Origin of the sequence: Cuneatibacter sp. NSJ-177 (genome assembly GCF_022867805.1) — a bacterium.
Taxonomy (GTDB): Bacteria; Bacillota; Clostridia; order Lachnospirales; family Lachnospiraceae; genus Pseudolachnospira.
In genome coordinates, this window is record NZ_JALIFO010000001.1 from 570570 (window position 1) to 591147 (window position 20578).

Here is a 20578-nt window from a genome sequence, read left to right on the forward strand (position 1 = left end):
ATATGAAAAAGAGAAGAACGTTTTTATTAGTGCTTATTTTGCTTGTTACCTTGGCTTCCTGCGGAGAAACGGTATCCCCCGGAACGGCCGACGTAAGCAGTGGCAGCGGGCAGACGGGCGGAGGGTCCGAAGGAGGGGCCGCTCAGGAATCCTACCATTTTATCTATGCAGCCGATTGTGCGGAAGATACGGTACAGGGACTGATGATCAAGCATTTTGCAGAACAATTGGAGGAACGGACGGGGGGACGAATGACGCTGCAGCTGCATTTCAGCGGTTCCATGGGAAGCGATATTGAATGCTGCGAGTCCTGTCAGAACGGTGATATTACCTTTTATAACAGCGCGGTCAGCACAACGTCGAATTTTATCGACAAGGTGACGGCCATTGATCTTCCGTTCCTGTATTCTGATGTGGAAGTGTTCCGGAAGACGATGGATGATGAGAATGTGTATTCCTATTTCGCTGGATGCTATGAGGAAAACGGTCTGCACCTTCTGGGATTTTACGATCAGGGAATGCGCCAGACGACCAGCAATGTGGAAATTCAGACAGTGGATGATCTAAAGGGGCTGAAAATCCGTGTGATGGACAACGCATTTCATGTATCCATCTGGAAAGCCTTGGGCGCAAACCCAACTCCCATGGCCATGTCGGAGGTCTACATTGGCTTGCAGCAAGGGACCATAGACGCCCAGGAAAATGGGGTGGAGGTTGTCTATGCCAACAAAGTCTATGAACAGCAAAAATACATGGTGATGACCAATCATCTTCCTTCTTCCATGGTCTTCCTGATGAACAAAGCGATATATGATTCCCTGAGCGCAGACGATCAGAATTTGATGGATGAACTGGGAGTCGAAGCCGTTCAGTATGCCAGGGCCGTTTGTGATGAGCGGCAGGAGGGAAGAAAAGAGCTGATGGCGGAAACCGGCATACAGTTTATTGACCTGGACCGGTCTGTGCTGGATGAGATGAAAAATATGTGCCAGTCTGTATACGATACGGTCCGCGCGGACTATGGGGATGAGATCGTGGACATGCTTTTGCAAGCGGTAAAGGAAGCGGAAGAGTAGGAAGTCTTCCGTGTAGACCCAGAAAATTTTGCTCCATGGCTTGTAAGGATCGGAACGTGAAGGGGGAAATTGCGGCGAGGCAGCCGCGGATAAGCCGGAAACCTTACGATCAGCACCGCATATGATATCAAAAAGGACTATGACGAATTTTATGAAGACAGAGAGATATGCCATTACATTTTTCGGGGTAGACACAGATTACTACACAGACGATTACCTGTTACATTTATGGGAGGAAGCGGCGAATCAGCAGTATAAAAATAGCAAAATCTATGTGACGGCGCTGATTGAAGTAAAGACAATGGTATGCGGTAAGACGAGAGGCTGTAATTTGGAAAATACGGCACATGTGATTTCTACGGTTCGAAACCCTGTGGAATCGGATGATAAGGATCAGTTTTTCGCCTGCTTGAAAAAAATTATTATGGATGTGAGAAGTAAACTGGGGAATCCCTGTATGTCAATCATGCAGGAAACTGTTGACTATTATTTTTTCATCCAGCGTTGAGCGAAACACACACGGACCGCAATGAAGTTACGGCTGGAGGGAAAAAGCGGAGAGGGGGCCTCAGGGGAAAGAAAAACGGGATACGAAATAGAAATATGCTGTGAAGGTCTGGCAGCCGGAACCTTCACAGCATATTTTTGTCACGGAAAGTATTGTTTTGTCTGGCGGCAAGCGGTACGTTTTTATTCTCGCAGGCAGGAGGAAGGGCGCGGCGGGTCCGCCGGCGTTTGCTATAAAACCTGGATATGAAACGCGGTTGTCTGCGGGGGAATACTGGCTGTCTGGAAATTGGCGTGGGTCACCCGAACTCTCTGTCCGGGACGAAGAGAGCGAAGGCTCACAGGATTCCCGTTCCGGCCGCTGATTACAGTCGAATCGGTTAAGATAAATCGGGTCTGACTGTTGATGTCGTTGGGATTGCCGATTGTAAGGGTGTTTTGTCTCGTGTCAACGAATGCGATCCTTCCGGTGGTGACGTTCATCGGGGGATGAACTTCTCTCCGCGCACGGATCAAAAGTGCGTTGGATTGAGGCGGAATACTCCGGGTCATTGCGGAAGAAAAGACGGCGTCGACCCACATTCCCTTTCGAATATCGCAGAAACACATGGGAATGCCGGCCGCATTCAGTACAACCGTATCTCTGTTGATATTCAACCTTAACTCCTCGATAAAGGTCATTTGATTGGATCCGGAAACAGAATAGGAGATCAGAATGAAACCGTTGGTCCTGTTCTGAACGAAGACATCTTCCACCAGGGCGTTGTCAACGCGCATGACCCCACCCAGCCGAGAGATAAAGCCCCTGCTGTTATTGTTCATATGTTACCCTCTAGTATCCGATGTTTATGTAATTAGTGTATGATAAAGATTGGGATTGTTTCTTTTGATTTTGGTATGCGGCTGCATGTATACCTTTTAAATGGCCGTCATTTTTAGCGGTCGTTTTCAAAACGGAAGATTCGGCACGTTGACAACAAAATACCACGGACGAGGCCGGCCGCCCGATTCTCAAGATGCGGCTAAGAACCAATAAGATTGCATTCCGTTCTTTTTCTTGAGTAGACGGAAAACGTAACTATTGAATTAACAACGAATTGTCAGACAACTATGTTAGTCAAATGTTAGTCAAATGCTCCAAAACGCACTAAGATTGGCCCTCAAAGCGAGAAAAATAAAAAAGCCAGAACCCACGAATTTCCGTGTTTTCTGGCGATCAGCTTCCTGCCGGATTCGAACCGGCGACCTACGCATTACGAATAGCACCTGACGCTTTTTCTACTTTGCTCTGATATGCTAGGAACCCACGTTTTTACGTGGTTCCTTCGGTATTGCCTTTTCCTAAATCGGCCCTTTTCTTGGTGTTTATTTCTACCTTTAAACACCAAATAAACACCAAATTATTGAGCTTGTTTCCTGGTCAGAAGGTGATCCAAAGTATCGCTTGCCGCCTTATCGTTCTTTTCCAACGCGTGAGCATAAATGTCCAGAGTTGTGGAGGCTTTTGCGTGTCCAAGACGGCTTGCGACCGTGACCGGGTCCATTTTCTCGCTGAGAAGAAGGGTGGCCGAGGTGTGGCGAAGCCCGTGCAACGGAATATCCGGGAGCAGGAGAGTCGTTTTCTGCTTTGGAGACAATTTATCATCATTCATAATTTTTTCGTTGTGCATGGTAATAACACTCTTGAATTTCTGGTAAGGGCTGTCCGGACACATCATTTTACCATTCCATTGTGTAAATAGATAATTTCCGTCTCCTTCCCACTTGTCGCCCAGGGATAGGCGGTATTGGATTTGCTCTTTTCGATGCTGCCGTAGCAATTTAACAACGGAATCTGGGATAGAAACCGTTCGATTGGATGTAGCAGTTTTAGGCTCCTTTATGATAACCCCTTGCTTGGTCACGGTGGCGGTTTTATTTATGTGGACGGTTTTTGCTGAAAAGTTAATGTCTTCCCAGGTCAGAGCAGCCATTTCTCCTCGCCGGAACCCTCCGTAGATTGCCAGGTGGAAGTAAACCTTATATAGCCGGTTGGAATCTTTGGAAAAGAGTATAAAGGTTGTTCGGGACTCGGTGGAACAGATCATGGCATGGGATGAATGCTGACACCTATTTAGAGATTTCAGAGCCCCTAAAAAGGTGGATCATTCTTACATATCGGACATCCAAAAAAGGAATGGATTCAGTGTCAAGAGGCAGGAGGACAAATAGACCAGTCATGATGGAGAATGTTGGTTCTTTTACCCTCCCCCGGTCATAGCTGTTCGGGAATCCGGCTTGGGACCGAGGAGGGCTCATTTCTGTTACTGACTGGTCACGCGTAAGGGGGTGTAGGCCCCCCTATTCGAAGGGGATTAGAGGCTTTATGGAGACCGGGGAGTGGTGTTACATTTTACTCGCGGGTCGTGCGTGAGCCCCTCCCCCTATAAAATAGCGGAGAAGCGAACGGTTGCAACGTTTAGAGTGAACGTTGCGTAACGCTACGAAGTAAGAAATGGCCGCTTTTTACATAGTACAAGCCTAAGAAAGTACGAGGGAAGTACGAGGAAACACAAGGCTTTTTCATTTTTACAAAACGAAACGAATACCAAACAAAACAAACGAATTAAAGGTTACAAAACCAACGAATCCAAAATTTAAAACAAACTCATAGCATCGGGCACCGCTTTATTTCCTGGTTTGAACGAGGGAACCGGCGTCCTCCTGCCCGCTGGAAAATGCTTGAACCGCGAGAGCTTGACAGAAAGGATGGTACATACATGAGATTTAATACAGGCAGATATAACGAAATAGCAAAGGAAAAGCATCTAAAGAACTCCGATGTGGCCCATATGGCCGGAATGACAGCAAAGGCGTTTTCATGGATATTGAAGAATCAATATACAGACATGGAAGTGGTTGAGGTGATTGCAGATGCTATCGGATGCGACGCCGGCGAGCTGACATTGCCGGATTATGAAGGTTACGCAGAAAATGTAATCGAATGGATTCGGGATCAGGAACGGGCTGCGGTCAGTCTGTCTCAGAAAAGAACGATAAGCAGAGTCCGGAAGCTGGCGAATGATCATCCAAGGAAATGTCAGATCGTGGCAGAGAGCAGGGACGGGAGTATTTGCGCTCATATTCCGGTAAGCTGGGTGAAGATTATTCCAGGCAGGAGCTATACAGAGGAACAGAAAGCGAAACAAGCGGAACAACTGAAAAGAAATCTCTTGAACGCCGATTGCATACGGGATAAAAACGGGTAATTTTCCATTTAAAAGCCGAAGAGGTATAAAGTATCGTCTGAGGATGAAACCGGGTAAATCAAGGGCGATTATAAAGCGGGGAGCGATCCCCCCCGGCATGTACAGCCAGGACGGGGGAAAACTCCCCACACCGACCGCCCCCATCTGTAAACAAAATATTCCCGGATCAGGTATTGATGGATTGGGCCGGTGTCCTCCTGCCGAATGGCGTACATGGAAAAGGGGTGAGAGCAAAAGTGCGCTCAGCCTGATCCGGCAAATCATCGGGGCAGGGGATGGAGTAACGAAGCGTGACTCCATGTGCTTTGTCCGTATTTCGGACGAAGTAAGCAGAACGCGACGTTAGGGAAAGCAGGATTATTCCAACCTGTACCTGAAAGTATGGGTTCAGATTGAGGGAGCGCGTAAGGTACAAAGTGAGGTTTTCGACATAAATGACGAAAACTCAAAAGGAGGATGTTTTGCTACTGCTTTTTCCCAATAAGTTGGGAAGACCTTGTCAACCAAAGAAGGGGTGTACCTAGAGGTACTCCCTGAAACAAGGATCCATCCGCTTGCCAAACCGGAACGCTGTGTTTTCACAGTAATGCAAAAAATGCGTCTCGTCCTTCATGACGAATCGGACGGCTGAAAATTCAGCCCGCCGGAAAATCCATTCCCGGATGCTCTAATTTAATAGGGCGGGATCGTCTTGCAAATCCGACCCATAACAACAGAATACTACATAGAAGGCGCAAAAAATCCTCCTGCTTTTCTTGACGATGGCAGGAGGATGGGATATAATAGACTTAACGAGAGAGCCGTTAGCTAGAGTACACCTAGCCGCCGGTAATCTTCGGCTTAAAAGTAGCGCCTTATCTTACCAGGACGAGGGCGCTACTTTTTGCGTTTCACAAGAGTAATAATGGCACACAGCATAATCACGAAAGTGAATAGGTCTGTATATGTAACCATAAGCCCCAACCCCCTTCTATAAAATCCGGCGGCCGGGCATATCGCCCCAACGACTCCCCTGGTAAGTCTATTATATTGTCATGGTGCTTTTGGACTTTCGCTCAATTTTGAGCGGAACTTGTTTTCCAATTTTGGAGCGCTGTCTATTAATCAATTACTTTTTCACCGTTAGGCAGAATAAAAGCGCCTTCATAGTGGCAATTTGCAGCAGCGGCAATTTTTTTTAATTCACCAGGTGTGAAGCCTTCCCTTTTCATCTTTTGGCTAAATGCCTGCGGGCTTGCACCATTTAGGCGTGCCAATTCAGAAACACTTATCCCCAGTTTTACACATAAAATTTTAATTTGTTCTGAGACTGCCATGAAGCAATCACCTCCTTCTTTGTATATAATTATAAATGATAACGTTTAAAAAGTCAATCTAAACCTTTTTAAAATAAATAGAAATATTTAAACAAAGCTATTGACAATTTAAACATAATCGTTTATAATAGAATCATCAAAGGAAGAGCAACCGGGAAAAGACGTAAAAGCGTCCCAGGCCGAAAGCGCCCGATACTCCCAGCCATATACCTGTGAAACGCTCAAGGGTAGGTCAGTCATAGCCAGGAAGATACTGGGAGGGTTGCAAAAAAGGAGGTATCCTGATGGGAGAAAGAGCACTGGAAAACAGAGTGAAGAAGCTGAAAGCAATCGAGGAACAGATGGCAGCTCTTGAAGAACAGGCCGAAGCCCTGAAAGAAGAGATCAAGAAGGACATGGAGGCCAAAGGGCAGGAGGAAGTAAAGGCCGGCTCCTTTGTGGTCAGGTGGAAAACCATCATTTCGAACAAGTTTGACAGTAAGGCTTTCAAGGCTGAGCATGAGACACTTTACAACCAATATGCCCGGCAGGCCAGCAGCAGGCGGTTTACAGTAGTGTAATAAAAGAGCCCTTACCAAAGTGGCCGCTCTGGTAGGGGCAAATACCCACAAACCTGTAGTTTAAAGGGCAGTTTGATTATACCATGTCGGCTGCCCTCTTGTAAAGGAGAACCGCATGGATAAAGTAAATAAACTGCGGGACATTATCGCAGAGCTTCAGAACATGCAGGAGCGGGCCTGGATCCCCATCCTGTCATTGGTGGAGGACTATTTCAATATCACGGACGAGGCGGCCATTTTAAAGTTCCATGATCGGGCGCGGGTGCAATGCGATATTGCCCACGATTATATTTTTCGGGTGGGAGAATTGGCAAGTGCAGCCTGCGGGATCCTGGCAGAAATGGAATAAAGGAGGTTGGAAAGCATGGTTGAGAACAGGAATCAGGAGGTCGAAACTCCGGATCAGGTAAGCGGCGGGCTGACCGCCGTAGCACTTGAAGCAATGCGAGAAATGGAACAGCTGACAGTAATGGAGATCAGGGAACTGCAAATAGCTTGGATTGAGGAGACAAAGCGATTAGGGCTGTCAGAATGGGCCGCTACATACGCAAATGAACTGTGTCGTCTGGCGATTGAAAGAAAGCGGAAGGCGACCGTATGAAGAAAGCTGAATTATTTCAACAACTTATGCAAAGTGCCGGGAAATTAAGCAAGGCTCGTTTAGAGCAGCTCTATGAGATAACGGAGCTATTCCGCAGGGCAGCAGATTCGCAGGATTATAAGAGAGTGACAGACGCTGAATGGGAGAAAGTCAGTTTGATCGGGTGCATCCTGTGTTTGTACGATGTAGGGCATTTAAGGGGGTTAAGAGCTATTGCCTCTCAAATGGAAAAGAAAGAGGCCTGATTCGATCATAAAATCATGTAGACAGGGCTACCCAGATATTTTTGTCTGCACTGATATGTTAAGAAATGTCAAGGTTGTACTGCCAATGGGGCCGCCCGGCGTGCGCCAATACTGCCGGGCCTGCCCTTGCGATATCGTAATTTTGAAAGCAGAAAGTGCTATGAAGCGTGAGGGAAGCATGAAAGTCAGGAGAACAGCCCCCCGGTTAAATAAAACCGGAAATCCTGGTGGCTTCCCGACCGGCTACATACCGGACAAAGGAACTGGCTCCGCGCGTGAGAGAAAATGACCTTCTGCCAATCATTTACATGGACGGAAAACTTGAAACAATTTTCAATAAACACCAAACGCCTAAAATGCCCCCGTTTCTGGGGGCTAATTTTATGCAACAAAAAACCCGAAAACCAACGTATACGCGCGATTTTCGGGCTATCAGCTTCCTGCCGGATTCGAACCGGCGACCTACGCATTACGAATGCGTCGCTCTACCAGCTGAGCCAAGGAAGCCTATCCAAAATCTTATTTCGGATTTTGGTCACGACAATCATATTACATGATTCCCCAGGATTTGTCAACCACTTTTTAAGAAAAAAGTGGTTGACAAATCCTGGCCCCAATCGTCCATATTTTTGAAAAAGAAAACATCGCCTTGCCTGTCTGATTCCGTGACCTCTTTTTTTTCGCAGCATACACTGGATTATACTCGTGATAAGGAGGAATTGTATGGAACCCGTATTAGAGCTGCGCCGGGTTGGGTATTCTTACCATAGCTTGGGCGGCGAAACGGAAACGCTCCAAAACATCAGCTTTTCCATACAGCCCGGAGAATTTGTCGCGATTGTCGGCCCCTCCGGGTGTGGAAAATCGACGCTGCTCTCCCTGATCTGCGGTCTGCTCAAGCCGGAACAGGGAGAGATTTTGATAAATGGCGCACGAATTGGATATATGCTACAGAAAGATCATTTGCTGGAATGGCGGACGGTCTACCGCAATACCGTGCTGGGGCTGGAAATGGCGCATCAGCTGAACGAAAAGAATGAGGAGCGGGTGAGAACAATGCTGGCCACCTATGGTCTGGCCGATTTTGCAGATTCTTACCCGTCCTCGCTTTCCGGCGGCATGCGGCAGAGGGCGGCCCTGATTCGGACGCTGGCGATGGAGCCGGAACTTTTGCTTCTGGATGAGCCCTTCTCGGCGCTGGATTACCAGACGAGGCTGGAGGTCGGAGATGATATCGGATCTATTATCCGGAGAGAAGGAAAGACGGCGCTGCTGGTCACCCATGACCTGTCGGAGGCCATCAGCTTAGGAAGCCGGGTGATTATCCTGTCGCACCGGCCGGCCCGAATCAAGAAAATTCTGCCGATTTCGTTCTCGGCGGAGGCAGACGGAAGCCGTCTATCTCCACTGGAGCGCCGGAATGCGCCGGAATTTTCTTCGTATTTTCAGCAGATTTGGAAGGAGGTACGGGAGCATGGATAAATTATCTGCTGCTCAGCAGCAGTTTTTGAGCGATGCCGCCCGCCACAAAAGAAACATCCGGACTGGCCGGTGGATGATTTTGATTTTGTTTCTCGTACTCTGGGAGGGAACGGTGCGTCTGGGGTGGCTGAATGACTTTATTTTCAGCAGCCCCAGCCGTCTCGTTTCAACCTTTGTGACCATGGCAGGGGATGGGAGTATCTTTCTGCACATTGGTATTACACTGGCGGAAACCTTGGTCAGTTTTTTGCTGGTGACGGTTTTAAGCCTGCTGATCGCCATGGTTTTATGGAAATGTACGCTGGCGGCCGAGATCTTAGAACCCTATTTGGTCATGCTGAACAGTTTGCCGAAGTCGGCGCTGGCCCCGGTGCTGATCGTCTGGCTTGGCAACAATATGAAGACCATCATTGTCGCTGCCATTTCCATTGCCGTATTTGGATCCATTATCACACTGTTGACCGGATTCAAAGAAGTGGACGAAGACAAGATAAAATTAATCTTATCCCTGGGCGGAACCAGCCGGGATGTGATGACGAAAGTAATGATTCCAAACTCCGTGCCGCTTTTAGTCAGCACCATGAAAGTCAATATCGGGCTCTGCCTGGTGGGCGTAATCATCGGTGAATTCCTGGCAGCCCGCGCAGGACTGGGATATCTGATTATCTACGGTTCCCAGGTGTTCAAGATGGATTATGTAATTCTATCCATCGTAATTCTCTGCATTGGTTCTGCTCTTCTGTACAAGATCATCGGGATCCTGGAACGGAAATTTTCTTAAAGACTTGCAATTCGGGGGAATGTTTGTTATACTTTTGTCACTGGCTGGCGGAATGCGGCCGGACATTGAGCGTACTGACCCTCGAAGGTTCGTCCTGAGAGAAAAGGCGGGAACAAAAGCAGAATGACAGAGGCCGTTGTTTCGGACATGGGCCTGGCTGTCTCCTTTTGGAGCGCCGGGTTTTCCCCGGACAGCGGCTTTTTCTTTTGTGAGAGGGCAGGGGGAGGGAAGAAAGATGGAAAAGAGGATCGCGCTGGTCGGGATTATGGTAGAGGATTTGTCGTCCGCGGCAAGGATCAATGAGGTTCTGCATCAGTATGGAGAGTATATTCTGGGCAGAATGGGGATTCCTCACCGGGAGAAGGGAATTTCGATCATCAGCGTAGCGGTGGAAGCGCCGGGACCGGTGATCAGCGCCTTATCCGGCAAGCTGGGGATGCTGCCCGGCGTGCAGACGAAAACCATCTATTCCAGTTCCCAGTCCGCAAAAGAGAATCAGGAAACTCACGGAGGAAGCAGCGCCGGATTGGACAAGGTCTGATTCCGGCAAAGTGATTGAAGGAGGATACGAGATGAAAAAAGTGACGGCATTTTGCCTGGCGTTGACCATGGCTGCGGGCCTTTTGGCCGGCTGTGGCACGAGCAAGGAAGGAACCACAGCGGCCACAACGGCGGAGCCCACGACTGCGGCGGCAACGGCAGCGCCTACGACGGCGGCGGAAACCACGGCGGCAGCTACGACCGCTGCACCCACGGAAGCGGCGACAGCGGCGGAAACCATTGCGCCGGAAGATGCGGTGGTGCGCATCGGTTCTTTGAAGGGACCGACCTCCATGGGCCTGGTTTCCATGATGCAGAACAATCCGGATATGTATTTTCAGATGGAGAACGCAGCGGATGCCTTAACTGCCGCGATCGCCAATAAAGAATTGGACATCGCGCTGGTTCCGGCCAATGTGGCGGCAATTCTCTACAATAAGACCACCAATATTTCCGTGATTGATGTGAACACCCTGAGCGTCCTGTATGTGGTGGCAAGCGGCGATTCGATTCAGTCGGTCTCGGATCTGAAGGGCAAGACCGTTTACCTGACCGGCAAAGGAACGACTCCGGATTATGTGCTCCAGTATCTCTTGAAAGCCAATGGGCTCAGCGCCGAGGATGTCACGCTGGAGTATAAATCCGAAGCCACCGAGGTGGTTTCCGTACTGGCCCAGGATACATCCGCCATCGGCCTGCTGCCTCAGCCTTTTGTGACGGTAGCCTGCTCGCAAAATGAAAACTTGAAGGTGGTCCTGGACTTGGGCGAGGAATGGACGGCGGCGCAGAAGGACAGCGAGACGCCGAGTTCTCTTGTCACGGGCGTTACGATTGTGCGCAATGAATTTTTGGAGGAGCACTCCGACGTAGTGATCCGTTTTATGGAAGAGCATGAGAAATCGGCTGCCTACACCAATGAACATCCTGCGGAGGCGGCCCAGATGATTGCTGATCTGGGAATTGTGGCAAAGGCTCCGATCGCGGAGAAAGCCATCCCGAAGTGCGGGATTACCTATTTGGATGGAAAAGATATGATTCAGGCGCTGGCAGGCTATCTCCAGGCGCTCTATGAGCAAAACCCCGCTTCGGTAGGCGGAGAGGTGCCCAGCACAGAAATGTATCTGACCGGCCTCCGCTAAGTATCCACTTGTCTCGGAAATGGCAGGCGGTTAGGATCCTGAGGGGGATTTTCCCCTCAGGGGCGGCATGGGATCGGATAGAAAGGAAAGCGGATGAGGAAAGGCCTGAAAAAAATTTTTATCCTGTTTTTTTGGCTGGCTGTCTGGCAGGCAGTCAGCTTTTTCATGGATAATTCCCTGGTTTTTTCCGGGCCGGTGGAGGTGGCGGAAGCACTTTCCCGTTTGGTTCCCACGGCTGCATTTTGGAAAACGATCGGCGTTTCCTTGGGAAAAATCGGCAGCGGTTTTTGCCTTGCGCTGGCTTTTGGGATACTGATCGGGGGCCTTTCCTATCGTTTTTCTTTTTTGGGGGAACTCCTGTCACCGGTGATTTCACTGATGAAAACCGTGCCGGTGGCTTCGTTTGTGATTCTGGCTTTGATTTGGATGGGATCCTCCCGGCTTTCCGTGCTGATCGTCTTTGTGGTGGCCCTGCCGGTAATCGCCTTAAATACCCAGACAGGACTAAAAAGCGTGGATCCGCAGCTTTTAGAAATGGCAGATATATTCCGTATTCGGGGAATGAAACGGTTTTGGTATCTGTACCGCCCGGCGGCGGCGCCGTTTTTCCTGAATGCCTGCCGGTTAGCGGTGGGGATGAGCTGGAAAGCAGGCGTGGCGGCGGAAGTAATCGGAGTGCCGGCGTTTTCGATTGGAGAACAGCTTTACAACGCGAAGATATATTTGGAAACGGCGGATTTATTTGCCTGGACGGCGGTTGTTTTGGCATTGAGCTATTTCTGCGAAAAGCTTTTGCTGGCGCTGGGCAGAATTCTCTTGCGGGAAGGCGGGTCTGTTCCGGATGGCGGAAAACGAAGAAAGAGCGGAAAGGGCTTATAGCACAGGAGAATGTCGATGATACAAGTGGAGCGTGTGACAAAAGCATTTGACGGAAAAACCGTTTTGCAAGAGTTTTCCGCTGAGTTTTCGGATGGCTGCTGGTGCCTGATGGGACCTTCCGGTGTTGGAAAGACAACGCTGCTGCGTTTGATCTGCGGGCTGGAAAAACCGGATTGCGGGCGGATTCTTCTGCCACCCGGCGCCCGGTTCGGCGTTGTTTTCCAGGAGAATCGGCTCTGCGAGGGGATTTCAGCGGTGAAGAATTTGCAGCTGGTCTGCGAGAGAAGAGAAGCGGAAGAACTGCTGCGGGAAATTCTTCCGGCAGACAGTCTGAGTCAGCCGGTGAGAGAGCTTTCCGGCGGGATGCGCCGCCGGATCGCGGTGGCGCGGGCTATGGCGGCGCATGCAGAGGTTCTGCTGATGGATGAGCCGTTTACCGGTCTGGATGAAAAGACGAAGGAGCAGGTGATAAGTTTTGTGCTTCGCCATCGAAATGGACGTCTGTTGATCGTCGCCACGCATCAGGAGGAAGAGGCCCGCGCATTGGGCGCCGGTATTCTTCGGATCGAGCCGCCGCCGGGAACGAAAACAGGGAAAACAGCGGAATCAAGTTCTGCATTGATATGCAGGTCGGATGAAGTTCAGCATTAGGAAAGCAGATCCGGTGAAGTCTGGAGTGATGAGAGGAGGCCTGCGTTTTCGATCTAGAACGCTTTGCCATGGGAAGGGAAAGATATATGGGAATGCTTGATTCTTATACGAAGAAAGTACGAGGAAAGAGACGGAAATCGCAGCGGTTCACTTGCTTTTTCTGTCGGAATGTGGTAGCATAGAGAAAAATTTTCCGGATAATATGAGGTGGATACCATGAGTGAGAAACTGAGAGTCGGCATTTTAGGTGCAACCGGGATGGTAGGACAGCGTTTCATCACGCTGCTGGCGGACCATCCTTGGTTTGAGATCGTATCGCTGGCGGCCAGCCCCCGTTCGGCGGGAAAGACCTACGAGGAGGCCATCGGCGGCCGTTGGAAGCTGGATCTTCCGATGCCTGAGAAAGTCAAAAAGATGGTTGTGAGAAATGTCAACGAGGTGGAGGCCGTCGCATCCGAGGTGGATATGGTCTTCAGCGCCGTAGACATGACGAAAGACGAGATCCGCGCCATCGAAGAAGCATACGCCAAAACGGAGACTCCGGTCGTTTCCAACAACAGCGCCCATCGCTGGACTCCGGACGTTCCGATGGTGGTGCCGGAAATCAACCCTGGACATTTGGACGTGATCCCTTACCAGAAAAAGCGCCTGGGAACGGAAAAAGGTTTTATCGTTGTAAAACCCAACTGCTCGATCCAGAGCTATACCCCGATGCTGCATGCTTTGATGGAATTTGTTCCGAAGGTCGTGGTAGCGACGACCTACCAGGCAATTTCCGGCGCAGGAAAGACCTTTGAGGATTGGCCGGAGATCCTGGATAATGTGATTCCGTATATCGGCGGCGAGGAGGCAAAGAGCGAGCAGGAGCCTCTGCGTCTCTGGGGCAAAATTGAGAACGGCGCGATCGTGAAGGCAGAGTCCCCGATCATCACTTCCCAGTGTCTGCGTGTGCCGGTCAGCAATGGTCACACGGCGGCGGTTTTCATGTCCTTTGAGAAAAAGCCTGCTATTGAGGAGATTTTAGATCGCTGGGCCAACTTTAAGGGGCTGCCCCAGGAGCTGAACCTGCCCAGCGCGCCGAAGCAGTTTATCCACTATTTTGAAGATTGCGACCGCCCGCAGCCGAGACTGGACCGGGATGTTGAGGGCGGCATGGCCGTATTTGCAGGACGTCTGCGCGAGGATATTGTCTATGATTACAAGTTTGTCGGCCTGTCCCACAATACGCTGCGCGGAGCGGCCGGCGGAGCAGTTCTGATTGCGGAACTCTTAAAGGCACAGGGATATATCACGAAAAAATGACAAAAAAGTTATACATTGCCGAAAAACCCAGCGTTGCGCAGGAGTTTGCCAAGGCACTGAAATTGAATATGGTCCGCGGAGACGGATATCTGGAGAGTGAGGAGGCGGTCGTCACCTGGTGTGTCGGCCACCTGATCACCATGAGCTATCCCGACGCCTACGACCCGAAGCTGAAAAGGTGGAGTCTGGAAACTCTGCCTTTTTTGCCTGAGGAATTTAAGTATGAGGTGATCGGCTCGGTCAACAAGCAGTTTCAGATTGTTAAAAAACTTCTGAACCGAAAAGACATCGACACGATCTATGTCTGTACCGATTCGGGGCGGGAAGGGGAATACATCTACCGCCTGGTGGAACAGATGGCAGGGGTCAAAGGAAAAGCGCGCAAAAGAGTTTGGATTGATTCTCAGACCGAGGAGGAGATCCTCCGCGGAATCCGGGAAGCCAAAGACCTTTCGGAATACGATAATCTGGCCTCCTCCGCCTACCTGCGGGCCAAGGAAGATTACCTGATGGGAATCAATTTCTCCCGGCTGCTGACGGTGAAATACGGCAATACGATCTCCAGCTTTATGAAAAAGGACCGGACCGTGCTTTCCGTGGGCCGGGTGATGACCTGCGTTCTGGGGATGGTGGTGCGCCGGGAGCGCGAGATCCGCAATTTCGTAAAAACCCCCTTTTACCGGGTGCTGGCCAAGCTGGATGCCGAGGGTCATTCCTTTGACGCGGAGTGGAAGGCAGTGGAGGGCAGCAGGCATTTTCAGATGCCCTACCTTTATAAAGACAATGGGTTTAAAGAGCGGGAGCGGGCGGAGCAGCTGATTGGGGAACTTTCCTTGCCGGAGCCGATAACCATGGTGCTCCAAAAGATCGAAAAGAAGACGGAAAAGAAAAATCCGCCGCTGCTGTTTAACCTGGCCGAACTGCAAAATGTTTGCTCCAAAGCCCTGAAACTGAGCCCGGATGAGACTTTGAAAATTGTCCAGGAGCTTTATGAGAAAAAATTGGTGACCTATCCCCGTACGGATGCCAGGGTGCTGTCGACGGCGATCGCCAAGGAAATCGGGAAAAATATTGCCGGCTTGAAAGCAATTCCCGGCGTCCGTGGATTTGCCGGGGAAATATTGGATCAAGGGCTTCATAAAGGGATCGGGAAATCCCGCTACACCAACGATAAACAGATCACGGATCACTATGCCATCATCCCGACCGGACAGGGAATCGGGGGGCTGGGCAAGCTGGCTCCGACGGCCGTTAAGGTCTATGAGATGGTGGTGCGGCGTTTTTTAAGCATTTTTTTCCCGCCTGCAGTTTATCTGAAATATAAGCTGGAGCTTGTGCGGAAGGACGAGCATTTCTTTGCGGGCTTCCGGGTTTTGACCGATGAAGGTTACATGAAGGTGACCGGCGTCTACAGCGCAAAGAAAAAGGAAGACAAAGAAAGCGAGGATGGCAAGGAGGGCGCGGAGGAAGAAACCGATGTCAAAAATGATCCGGAATTTCTCCGAATTCTTTCCGAGCTGAAAAAGGGAGCCGTTTTCCCGGTGGAGGAGCTGTCCGTAAAAGAAGGGGAAACCTCCCCGCCCAAGCGGTATACGTCGGGTTCCATGATTTTGGCCATGGAAAACGCGGGCCAGCTGATCGAGGACGAGGAGCTGCGCGCACAGATCAAAAGCAGTGGGATTGGAACCTCGGCGACACGGGCCGAGATATTAAAAAAATTAGTGACGATCAAATATCTGTCTCTGGCAAAAAAAACACAGATCATCACGCCGACGCTTCTCGGCGAGGTGGTGTTCGATACGGTGAATTGTTCTATTCGTTCTCTCCTGAACCCGGAGCTGACGGCCAGTTGGGAAAAGGGGCTGAACCTGGTGGCCGAGGGGACGATTACCGGGGATGAATACATGAAAAAGCTGGAGGACTTCATCCAAAGGCGGACGGCGGCGGTGCTGCAGACCAACCGGAGCTCCCAAATTTTCGGGGCTTACCAGGAGGTGGAAGATTTCTACAAGAAAAAGACGCCGGCTGCTGCGAAAAGTGAATCTTAGACGGAGAATTGTGGCGGGACGGTTTTCCCGCCTTTTCTCATTAAATGTGAAAGTCCCGGCAAGCGGCGGTGTAAATGGATAAGCTTGCAAGTTATGAAAAGCAGCGCGCGATCATAAAATTAGGATAAAGTGCCGGGAGAGGGGGCATCCCGCTCTGTTTCCTGGTATAAAACGGGATCCGTAAGGCTGAACCTCTTGTCAAGGAAATGGTTACGGAGTATAATAAAAAAAGATAGCTGATTCGGAAAAGGAGGATTCGCAATGGCAAAAGAAAAGGAAATAGCGAAAGAGGCGGAAAACGCTTCCCGTCCGGAGGCGATTGAGACGAAAAAGACGGAGCCGAAAGCCATCGGAACCAAGGCGTCCAGGGCGAAAGCGATTGGGACAAAAGACGGTACCATCAAAGCGATTGAGGATAAGAGGCCGGATAAAAAGACGCCGAATCGGGGAAAGAAACAGACAGCCGGGGCAGAGCAGGAGATTTTTGTACAGTACGGAGGCACGGAAATCGTCGTGCAGGATGTGATGGATAAGGTGAAGCAGGCATATGCTGCGGAGGGACACCGAGTTTCCAATATCCGCACCGTTCAGCTATACATCAAACCCGAAGAAAATGCCGCATATTATGTGATCAACGGGAAAGCAGAAGGGAAAAGCGTTTCTTTGTCCGACTGAATTTTCGTTTCTTTTGTCCCGTGTGGGGCGGAGACTGAATGCTTCTATTCTTACTTGCATTCTTTAAAAAAATGCGGTAAGATGAAAAAAGTTCTGATAGCAAAAGCCGGTGCGGGCGGAGCCTTCTAACTCCGCCCGTTTTTCGGTGAAGGAAGGATTTCATATGGATAAGACGAAGGATTTATTTGATTTGAGCCACACGTTGGCAAAACCGTTGTTGGAGAAGACCGAATACCCCCACGAGGCGCTCGGCAAGATTAAAGCATTTATTCTGGAACTCGGTCCGCAGCTTCCCAAGGAAGAATATACGGAGATTTCCGAGCATGTGTGGGTGGCAAAGGATGCTGAGGTAGCGCCTACCGCTTATCTGGGGGATGCGGTCATTGTCGGGAAAGGCGCTCAGGTCCGCCATTGCGCATTTGTCCGCGGCAGCGCTCTGATTGGCGCTGGGGCTGTGGTTGGAAATTCCACCGAACTGAAAAATGTGATCCTGTTTGACGAGGTGCAGGTACCCCACTATAACTATGTCGGGGATTCGATTTTAGGCTATCACGCTCATCTGGGGGCTGGTTCCATCACTTCCAATATCAAGGCGGACAAAGCCAATGTTGTGATCCACGGCGACGGCGAAGAATTCGCAACCGGCCTCAGAAAGATGGGCGCAATGCTTGGCGACTGGGCAGATATCGGCTGTAATTCCGTACTGAATCCCGGATCAGTGATTGGACGGGGGGCCAGAGTCTACCCGCTTTCTATGGTGCGCGGCGTTGTGCCGGCAAAGTCCATTTATAAAAGAGCCGGGGAGATCGTGGCGCTGAGGACGAAGGAGGAACTGCATGCCGATTAAAATACAGAATGATCTGCCGGCCAGAGGGGAGCTGGAACAGGAAAATATATTTGTCATGGACGAATCCCGCGCGATGTCCCAGGATATCCGTCCTCTTCAGATTTTAATCCTGAACCTGATGCCGATCAAACAGGACACGGAGACGCAGCTGTTCCGCGCCTTGTCCAATACGCCTCTGCAGGTGGACATCACACTGATGCACACGTCCAGCCATCAGTCCAAAAATACGTCGTCGGTTCACCTCAATAAATTCTATGTTGTCTTTGACGATGTCAAGGACAAGAAGTTTGACGGAATGATTATCACCGGCGCTCCGGTGGAGATGATTCCTTTTGAACAGGTGGATTATTGGGGAGAGCTCTGCTCCATTATGGAGTGGAGCAAAAGCCATGTGACCTCGACGATCCATGTCTGTTGGGGAGCCCAGGCCGGGCTTTACTACCATTACGGGCTGGACAAGGTCCTGCTGACGCAGAAGCTCTCCGGTATCTACAAACACCATATTTTGACCAGAGAGATGCCTCTGACCCGCGGTTTCGATGATTTCTTCAAAGTGCCCCATTCCAGAAATACCACGGTGCCGCTGGAGGAGATTCAGAAAGAGAAAGATCTGGTAATCCTGGCAAAATCCTACGAGGCCGGCGCTTATCTGATCCAGAATAAGGCGGGGAATCAAATTTTCATCATGGGCCATCCGGAGTATGACCGGATGACGCTGGATAAAGAATACCGCCGGGATATGGCAGCCGGTTTAAATCCGGAAGTGCCGGAAAACTATTATCCGGAAGGAAATCCCGAAAACAGGCCGTCGCTGACCTGGCGGATCCATGCGAATACGCTTTATACAAATTGGCTGAACTACTATGTGTATCAGACGACGCCTTATGATCTTTATGGGACGCCTTGGAACAGCTAGGTTTCAGTTTGTTGTGGTGAGATTTTGAGACACCGGTTAGGAACGTTCCGTTTCTACCATTCCATACGAAGATAAGGGCATTGATAGGAATGTCCTTATTTTTTTGTTCTTGCCATAGTTTTGAACCACATGACGCCTTTATTTCGCCCACTTGGTTGCCAGCAAAAACAGCAGGTAGAAGACACAGATTAAAAGACAGCCTGCCACCAATCCGGGCAATCCGCTTAGGGGCAGCATATGTTTGGTGATTCGGACGGCAATCGCAATGGCGGCCATGGGGCGCAGGACCCGGTAAAATGCCGAGAAGGAAAAAGGGATCATCCGATACAGGGTGAAGGTGTGCAGACCGGCCACCAGAAGCTGGGAGGCCAGCATGCCCCAGAGATAGGCCAGAATTCCGTAGCGGGGAATCAAAAGGAACACAAACGCCAGGCGGATCGAAAGCCCGGCCAGGTTCTGCACAAAGGTCGCTGCGGTTTTTCCCATCCCATTTAAGATACTGCCGGCCGTGGTGGCCAGATAGAGGAAGGGGCAGAGCCATCCAAGGATTGTGATGTAGGTGCCGGCGTCGGAGTTTTGAAACAAAAGAGAACCCATCTCGCCGCCCCAGGCTACGAAAATTCCGGTGCAGAGGATTCCAAGATAAACACTGTAACCGATGGAAAGCTCTGTGGTACGACTGATTTTATCGGTATCGCTGACGGACTGCGCTTCTGCCACCGAAGGCAGCAGCATGACCGATACCGAGTTGGTCAAAGCCGAGGGAAATAGGATAAAGGGCAAAGACATTCCGGTCAGCACCCCGTATACACTGAGGGCGTCGGCGGAAGTTAGACCGCTCATCTGCAGCCGGTTTGGAATTTGAATGGCCTCGATGCTTTGAAGTACGCCGAGAATCAGCCGGTTGGCGGCAAGAGGTGTTGCCAGCAGCAGAATGTTTCGGAGCGCTCCCGATTTGTGCAGGGAGGCGGTGGCCGAAAGATCTTCAAAGAGCAGATCTTCATGGAAGAACGTCACTCGGATTGCTAAAAAAGATACCAGGAGGGACGCCATTTCCCCGACGATCAGACCCAGGGCGGCGATGGTGACGGTCAGCTCCTTCCCCTGAGCCAGATAATAATTTGCGATCAGGCAGACGACGCCGACCCGCACCAGCTGTTCCGCCAGCTGGCTTAAGGAGGGAACCTCGGTCTTTTTTTTGCCGTAATAATATCCGTTGATTGCGGAGTGGGCGGCGGTGATAGGAAGGGAAAGCGCCAGCAGACGAAGCAAATCAGCGGTTCGGGGCTCTCCGAGAAGTGCGGCTGCCAGGAAATCCGCTTTGACATAAATCAGTCCCGCCAGTAAAACCGCGATGGCCTCGGACAAATACAGACCGGCGGAGAATTGGCTCCGTCCGTCTTTGAGATGACCGGTGGCGAGAGATTGGGCTACAAAGCGGGAGATGGCGGTCTGGATGGGCCCGCAGCAAAGGGCAAAGCAGACGCCGGTGACCGGAGCGATCAGCTGGTAAATGCCCATTCCCTCGGCGCCGATCAGGTTGGAGAGATAGATACGGTAAAAAAAGCCCAAAATGCGGGATAAAAACCCGGTGGCCGTCAGGATCAAAGTGCCTGTAATAATAGGATGTGCCTGCCGTTTCATAGATACCGCCTGGAAAGAAAATTATTATAATTTATGGCTTGACAGAGAAGATTAGAAGTGTTATCCTGTAACCATAAAACATAGTAAATTAGTGGGAATTAAAAGAGTTGGAATTTACCAA

At 50.3% G+C, this 20578-nt stretch carries 22 protein-coding genes and 1 tRNA gene; 18 read left to right on the forward strand and 5 right to left on the reverse strand.

Features of this window, described 5'->3' with window-relative positions:
* Positions 1-2: 2 nt before the first annotated feature.
* Positions 3-1076, forward strand: coding sequence for a TRAP transporter substrate-binding protein (locus MUB23_RS02545; RefSeq protein WP_244798618.1), 1074 nt, complete (start codon positions 3-5; stop codon positions 1074-1076).
* A 151-nt stretch (positions 1077-1227) separates the two neighbouring features.
* Positions 1228-1584, forward strand: coding sequence for a hypothetical protein (locus MUB23_RS02550; protein WP_244798619.1), 357 nt, complete (start codon positions 1228-1230; stop codon positions 1582-1584).
* Positions 1585-1814: 230 nt separating this feature from the next.
* On the opposite strand, the gene MUB23_RS02555 is transcribed toward MUB23_RS02550, so the two are convergent.
* Positions 1815-2405, reverse strand: coding sequence for a hypothetical protein (locus MUB23_RS02555; protein ID WP_244798620.1), 591 nt, complete (start codon positions 2403-2405; stop codon positions 1815-1817).
* Positions 2406-2983: 578 nt separating this feature from the next.
* Complete coding sequence (locus MUB23_RS02560; RefSeq protein ID WP_280515602.1) at positions 2984-3670, reverse strand: site-specific integrase; 687 nt, start codon at positions 3668-3670, stop codon at positions 2984-2986.
* A gap of 672 nt (positions 3671-4342) precedes the next feature.
* On the opposite strand from MUB23_RS02560, the gene MUB23_RS02565 reads away from it, so the two are divergent.
* Positions 4343-4831 (forward strand): helix-turn-helix domain-containing protein, encoded by a 489-nt coding sequence (locus MUB23_RS02565; RefSeq protein WP_244798622.1) that lies wholly within the window; start codon positions 4343-4345, stop codon positions 4829-4831.
* A 1100-nt stretch (positions 4832-5931) separates the two neighbouring features.
* Here the strand turns inward: MUB23_RS02565 and MUB23_RS02570 are convergent.
* The gene (locus tag MUB23_RS02570; RefSeq protein WP_244798623.1) at positions 5932-6147 is read right to left on the reverse strand and encodes a helix-turn-helix transcriptional regulator; all 216 of its coding nucleotides are present in this window, start codon (positions 6145-6147) and stop codon (positions 5932-5934) included.
* A 284-nt stretch (positions 6148-6431) separates the two neighbouring features.
* Here MUB23_RS02570 and MUB23_RS02575 point away from each other — a divergent pair, with 284 nt between their 5' ends.
* From MUB23_RS02575 to MUB23_RS02590, 4 genes are all read left to right on the forward strand, one after another.
* Positions 6432-6707 carry a hypothetical protein gene (locus MUB23_RS02575; RefSeq protein WP_244798624.1) on the forward strand — a complete coding sequence of 92 codons (276 nt, stop codon included), beginning with the start codon at positions 6432-6434 and terminating at the stop codon, positions 6705-6707.
* A 115-nt stretch (positions 6708-6822) separates the two neighbouring features.
* Positions 6823-7056: a hypothetical protein gene (locus MUB23_RS02580; RefSeq protein WP_244798625.1), complete on the forward strand. Its 234-nt coding sequence runs from the start codon at positions 6823-6825 to the stop codon at positions 7054-7056.
* A gap of 15 nt (positions 7057-7071) precedes the next feature.
* Positions 7072-7308 carry a hypothetical protein gene (locus MUB23_RS02585; protein WP_244798626.1) on the forward strand — a complete coding sequence of 79 codons (237 nt, stop codon included), beginning with the start codon at positions 7072-7074 and terminating at the stop codon, positions 7306-7308.
* Positions 7305-7553, forward strand: coding sequence for a hypothetical protein (locus MUB23_RS02590; RefSeq protein ID WP_244798627.1), 249 nt, complete (start codon positions 7305-7307; stop codon positions 7551-7553). The genes MUB23_RS02585 and MUB23_RS02590 overlap by 4 nt, the downstream gene beginning before the upstream one ends.
* 434 nt (positions 7554-7987) lie before the next feature.
* On the opposite strand, the gene MUB23_RS02595 is transcribed toward MUB23_RS02590, so the two are convergent.
* Positions 7988-8060 (reverse strand) — tRNA-Thr (locus MUB23_RS02595).
* Positions 8061-8276: 216 nt separating this feature from the next.
* On the opposite strand from MUB23_RS02595, the gene MUB23_RS02600 reads away from it, so the two are divergent.
* The 11 genes from MUB23_RS02600 to metA all read left to right on the forward strand — a co-directional run bounded on the left by MUB23_RS02600 (position 8277) and on the right by metA (position 18813).
* Positions 8277-9035, forward strand: coding sequence for an ABC transporter ATP-binding protein (locus tag MUB23_RS02600; protein ID WP_244798628.1), 759 nt, complete (start codon positions 8277-8279; stop codon positions 9033-9035).
* The gene (locus MUB23_RS02605; protein ID WP_244798629.1) at positions 9028-9816 is read left to right on the forward strand and encodes an ABC transporter permease; all 789 of its coding nucleotides are present in this window, start codon (positions 9028-9030) and stop codon (positions 9814-9816) included. The genes MUB23_RS02600 and MUB23_RS02605 overlap by 8 nt, the downstream gene beginning before the upstream one ends.
* A 235-nt stretch (positions 9817-10051) precedes the next feature.
* A complete protein-coding gene (locus tag MUB23_RS02610; RefSeq protein WP_244798630.1) occupies positions 10052-10357 on the forward strand; it encodes a TM1266 family iron-only hydrogenase system putative regulator in 306 nt (101 codons plus the stop codon).
* A gap of 31 nt (positions 10358-10388) precedes the next feature.
* A complete protein-coding gene (locus MUB23_RS02615; RefSeq protein ID WP_244798631.1) occupies positions 10389-11495 on the forward strand; it encodes an ABC transporter substrate-binding protein in 1107 nt (368 codons plus the stop codon).
* 93 nt (positions 11496-11588) lie between these two features.
* Complete coding sequence (locus MUB23_RS02620; RefSeq protein ID WP_244798632.1) at positions 11589-12374, forward strand: ABC transporter permease; 786 nt, start codon at positions 11589-11591, stop codon at positions 12372-12374.
* 15 nt (positions 12375-12389) lie between these two features.
* A complete protein-coding gene (locus MUB23_RS02625) occupies positions 12390-13025 on the forward strand; it encodes an ATP-binding cassette domain-containing protein (protein WP_244798633.1) in 636 nt (211 codons plus the stop codon).
* A 216-nt stretch (positions 13026-13241) separates the two neighbouring features.
* On the forward strand, positions 13242-14327 hold the full coding sequence (gene asd, locus MUB23_RS02630; RefSeq protein ID WP_244798634.1) for an aspartate-semialdehyde dehydrogenase: 1086 nt from the start codon (positions 13242-13244) through the stop codon (positions 14325-14327).
* Positions 14324-16375, forward strand: a complete 2052-nt coding sequence (locus tag MUB23_RS02635; protein WP_244798635.1) for a DNA topoisomerase — start codon at positions 14324-14326, stop codon at positions 16373-16375. The genes asd and MUB23_RS02635 overlap by 4 nt, the downstream gene beginning before the upstream one ends.
* A 261-nt stretch (positions 16376-16636) precedes the next feature.
* The gene (locus MUB23_RS02640; RefSeq protein WP_244798636.1) at positions 16637-17050 is read left to right on the forward strand and encodes a DUF6465 family protein; all 414 of its coding nucleotides are present in this window, start codon (positions 16637-16639) and stop codon (positions 17048-17050) included.
* 163 nt (positions 17051-17213) lie between these two features.
* On the forward strand, positions 17214-17897 hold the full coding sequence (locus MUB23_RS02645; RefSeq protein ID WP_244798637.1) for a UDP-N-acetylglucosamine pyrophosphorylase: 684 nt from the start codon (positions 17214-17216) through the stop codon (positions 17895-17897).
* Positions 17887-18813, forward strand: a complete 927-nt coding sequence (gene metA, locus MUB23_RS02650; protein ID WP_244798638.1) for a homoserine O-acetyltransferase MetA — start codon at positions 17887-17889, stop codon at positions 18811-18813. The genes MUB23_RS02645 and metA overlap by 11 nt, the downstream gene beginning before the upstream one ends.
* A gap of 138 nt (positions 18814-18951) precedes the next feature.
* Here the strand turns inward: metA and MUB23_RS02655 are convergent, their stop codons facing one another.
* Positions 18952-20457 carry a putative polysaccharide biosynthesis protein gene (locus MUB23_RS02655; protein ID WP_244798639.1) on the reverse strand — a complete coding sequence of 502 codons (1506 nt, stop codon included), beginning with the start codon at positions 20455-20457 and terminating at the stop codon, positions 18952-18954.
* Between the last annotated feature and the right edge of the window lie 121 nt (positions 20458-20578).

What these genes read in the sequence shown, in the direction of transcription:
- asd (WP_244798634.1), top strand. Translation starts at nt 13,242, where the DNA reads ATGAGTGAGAAACTGAGAGTCGGCATTTTAGGTGCAACCGGGATGGTA.
- MUB23_RS02555 (WP_244798620.1), bottom strand. Translation starts at nt 2,405, where the DNA reads ATGAACAATAACAGCAGGGGCTTTATCTCTCGGCTGGGTGGGGTCATG.
- MUB23_RS02560 (WP_280515602.1), bottom strand. Translation starts at nt 3,670, where the DNA reads ATGATCTGTTCCACCGAGTCCCGAACAACCTTTATACTCTTTTCCAAA.
- MUB23_RS02615 (WP_244798631.1), top strand. Translation starts at nt 10,389, where the DNA reads ATGAAAAAAGTGACGGCATTTTGCCTGGCGTTGACCATGGCTGCGGGC.
- MUB23_RS02645 (WP_244798637.1), top strand. Translation starts at nt 17,214, where the DNA reads ATGGATAAGACGAAGGATTTATTTGATTTGAGCCACACGTTGGCAAAA.
- MUB23_RS02570 (WP_244798623.1), bottom strand. Translation starts at nt 6,147, where the DNA reads ATGGCAGTCTCAGAACAAATTAAAATTTTATGTGTAAAACTGGGGATA.
- MUB23_RS02635 (WP_244798635.1), top strand. Translation starts at nt 14,324, where the DNA reads ATGACAAAAAAGTTATACATTGCCGAAAAACCCAGCGTTGCGCAGGAG.
- MUB23_RS02585 (WP_244798626.1), top strand. Translation starts at nt 7,072, where the DNA reads ATGGTTGAGAACAGGAATCAGGAGGTCGAAACTCCGGATCAGGTAAGC.
- MUB23_RS02550 (WP_244798619.1), top strand. Translation starts at nt 1,228, where the DNA reads ATGAAGACAGAGAGATATGCCATTACATTTTTCGGGGTAGACACAGAT.
- MUB23_RS02655 (WP_244798639.1), bottom strand. Translation starts at nt 20,457, where the DNA reads ATGAAACGGCAGGCACATCCTATTATTACAGGCACTTTGATCCTGACG.
- MUB23_RS02575 (WP_244798624.1), top strand. Translation starts at nt 6,432, where the DNA reads ATGGGAGAAAGAGCACTGGAAAACAGAGTGAAGAAGCTGAAAGCAATC.
- MUB23_RS02600 (WP_244798628.1), top strand. Translation starts at nt 8,277, where the DNA reads ATGGAACCCGTATTAGAGCTGCGCCGGGTTGGGTATTCTTACCATAGC.
- MUB23_RS02565 (WP_244798622.1), top strand. Translation starts at nt 4,343, where the DNA reads ATGAGATTTAATACAGGCAGATATAACGAAATAGCAAAGGAAAAGCAT.
- MUB23_RS02605 (WP_244798629.1), top strand. Translation starts at nt 9,028, where the DNA reads ATGGATAAATTATCTGCTGCTCAGCAGCAGTTTTTGAGCGATGCCGCC.
- MUB23_RS02620 (WP_244798632.1), top strand. Translation starts at nt 11,589, where the DNA reads ATGAGGAAAGGCCTGAAAAAAATTTTTATCCTGTTTTTTTGGCTGGCT.
- MUB23_RS02580 (WP_244798625.1), top strand. Translation starts at nt 6,823, where the DNA reads ATGGATAAAGTAAATAAACTGCGGGACATTATCGCAGAGCTTCAGAAC.
- metA (WP_244798638.1), top strand. Translation starts at nt 17,887, where the DNA reads ATGCCGATTAAAATACAGAATGATCTGCCGGCCAGAGGGGAGCTGGAA.
- MUB23_RS02545 (WP_244798618.1), top strand. Translation starts at nt 3, where the DNA reads ATGAAAAAGAGAAGAACGTTTTTATTAGTGCTTATTTTGCTTGTTACC.
- MUB23_RS02590 (WP_244798627.1), top strand. Translation starts at nt 7,305, where the DNA reads ATGAAGAAAGCTGAATTATTTCAACAACTTATGCAAAGTGCCGGGAAA.
- MUB23_RS02610 (WP_244798630.1), top strand. Translation starts at nt 10,052, where the DNA reads ATGGAAAAGAGGATCGCGCTGGTCGGGATTATGGTAGAGGATTTGTCG.
- MUB23_RS02640 (WP_244798636.1), top strand. Translation starts at nt 16,637, where the DNA reads ATGGCAAAAGAAAAGGAAATAGCGAAAGAGGCGGAAAACGCTTCCCGT.
- MUB23_RS02625 (WP_244798633.1), top strand. Translation starts at nt 12,390, where the DNA reads ATGATACAAGTGGAGCGTGTGACAAAAGCATTTGACGGAAAAACCGTT.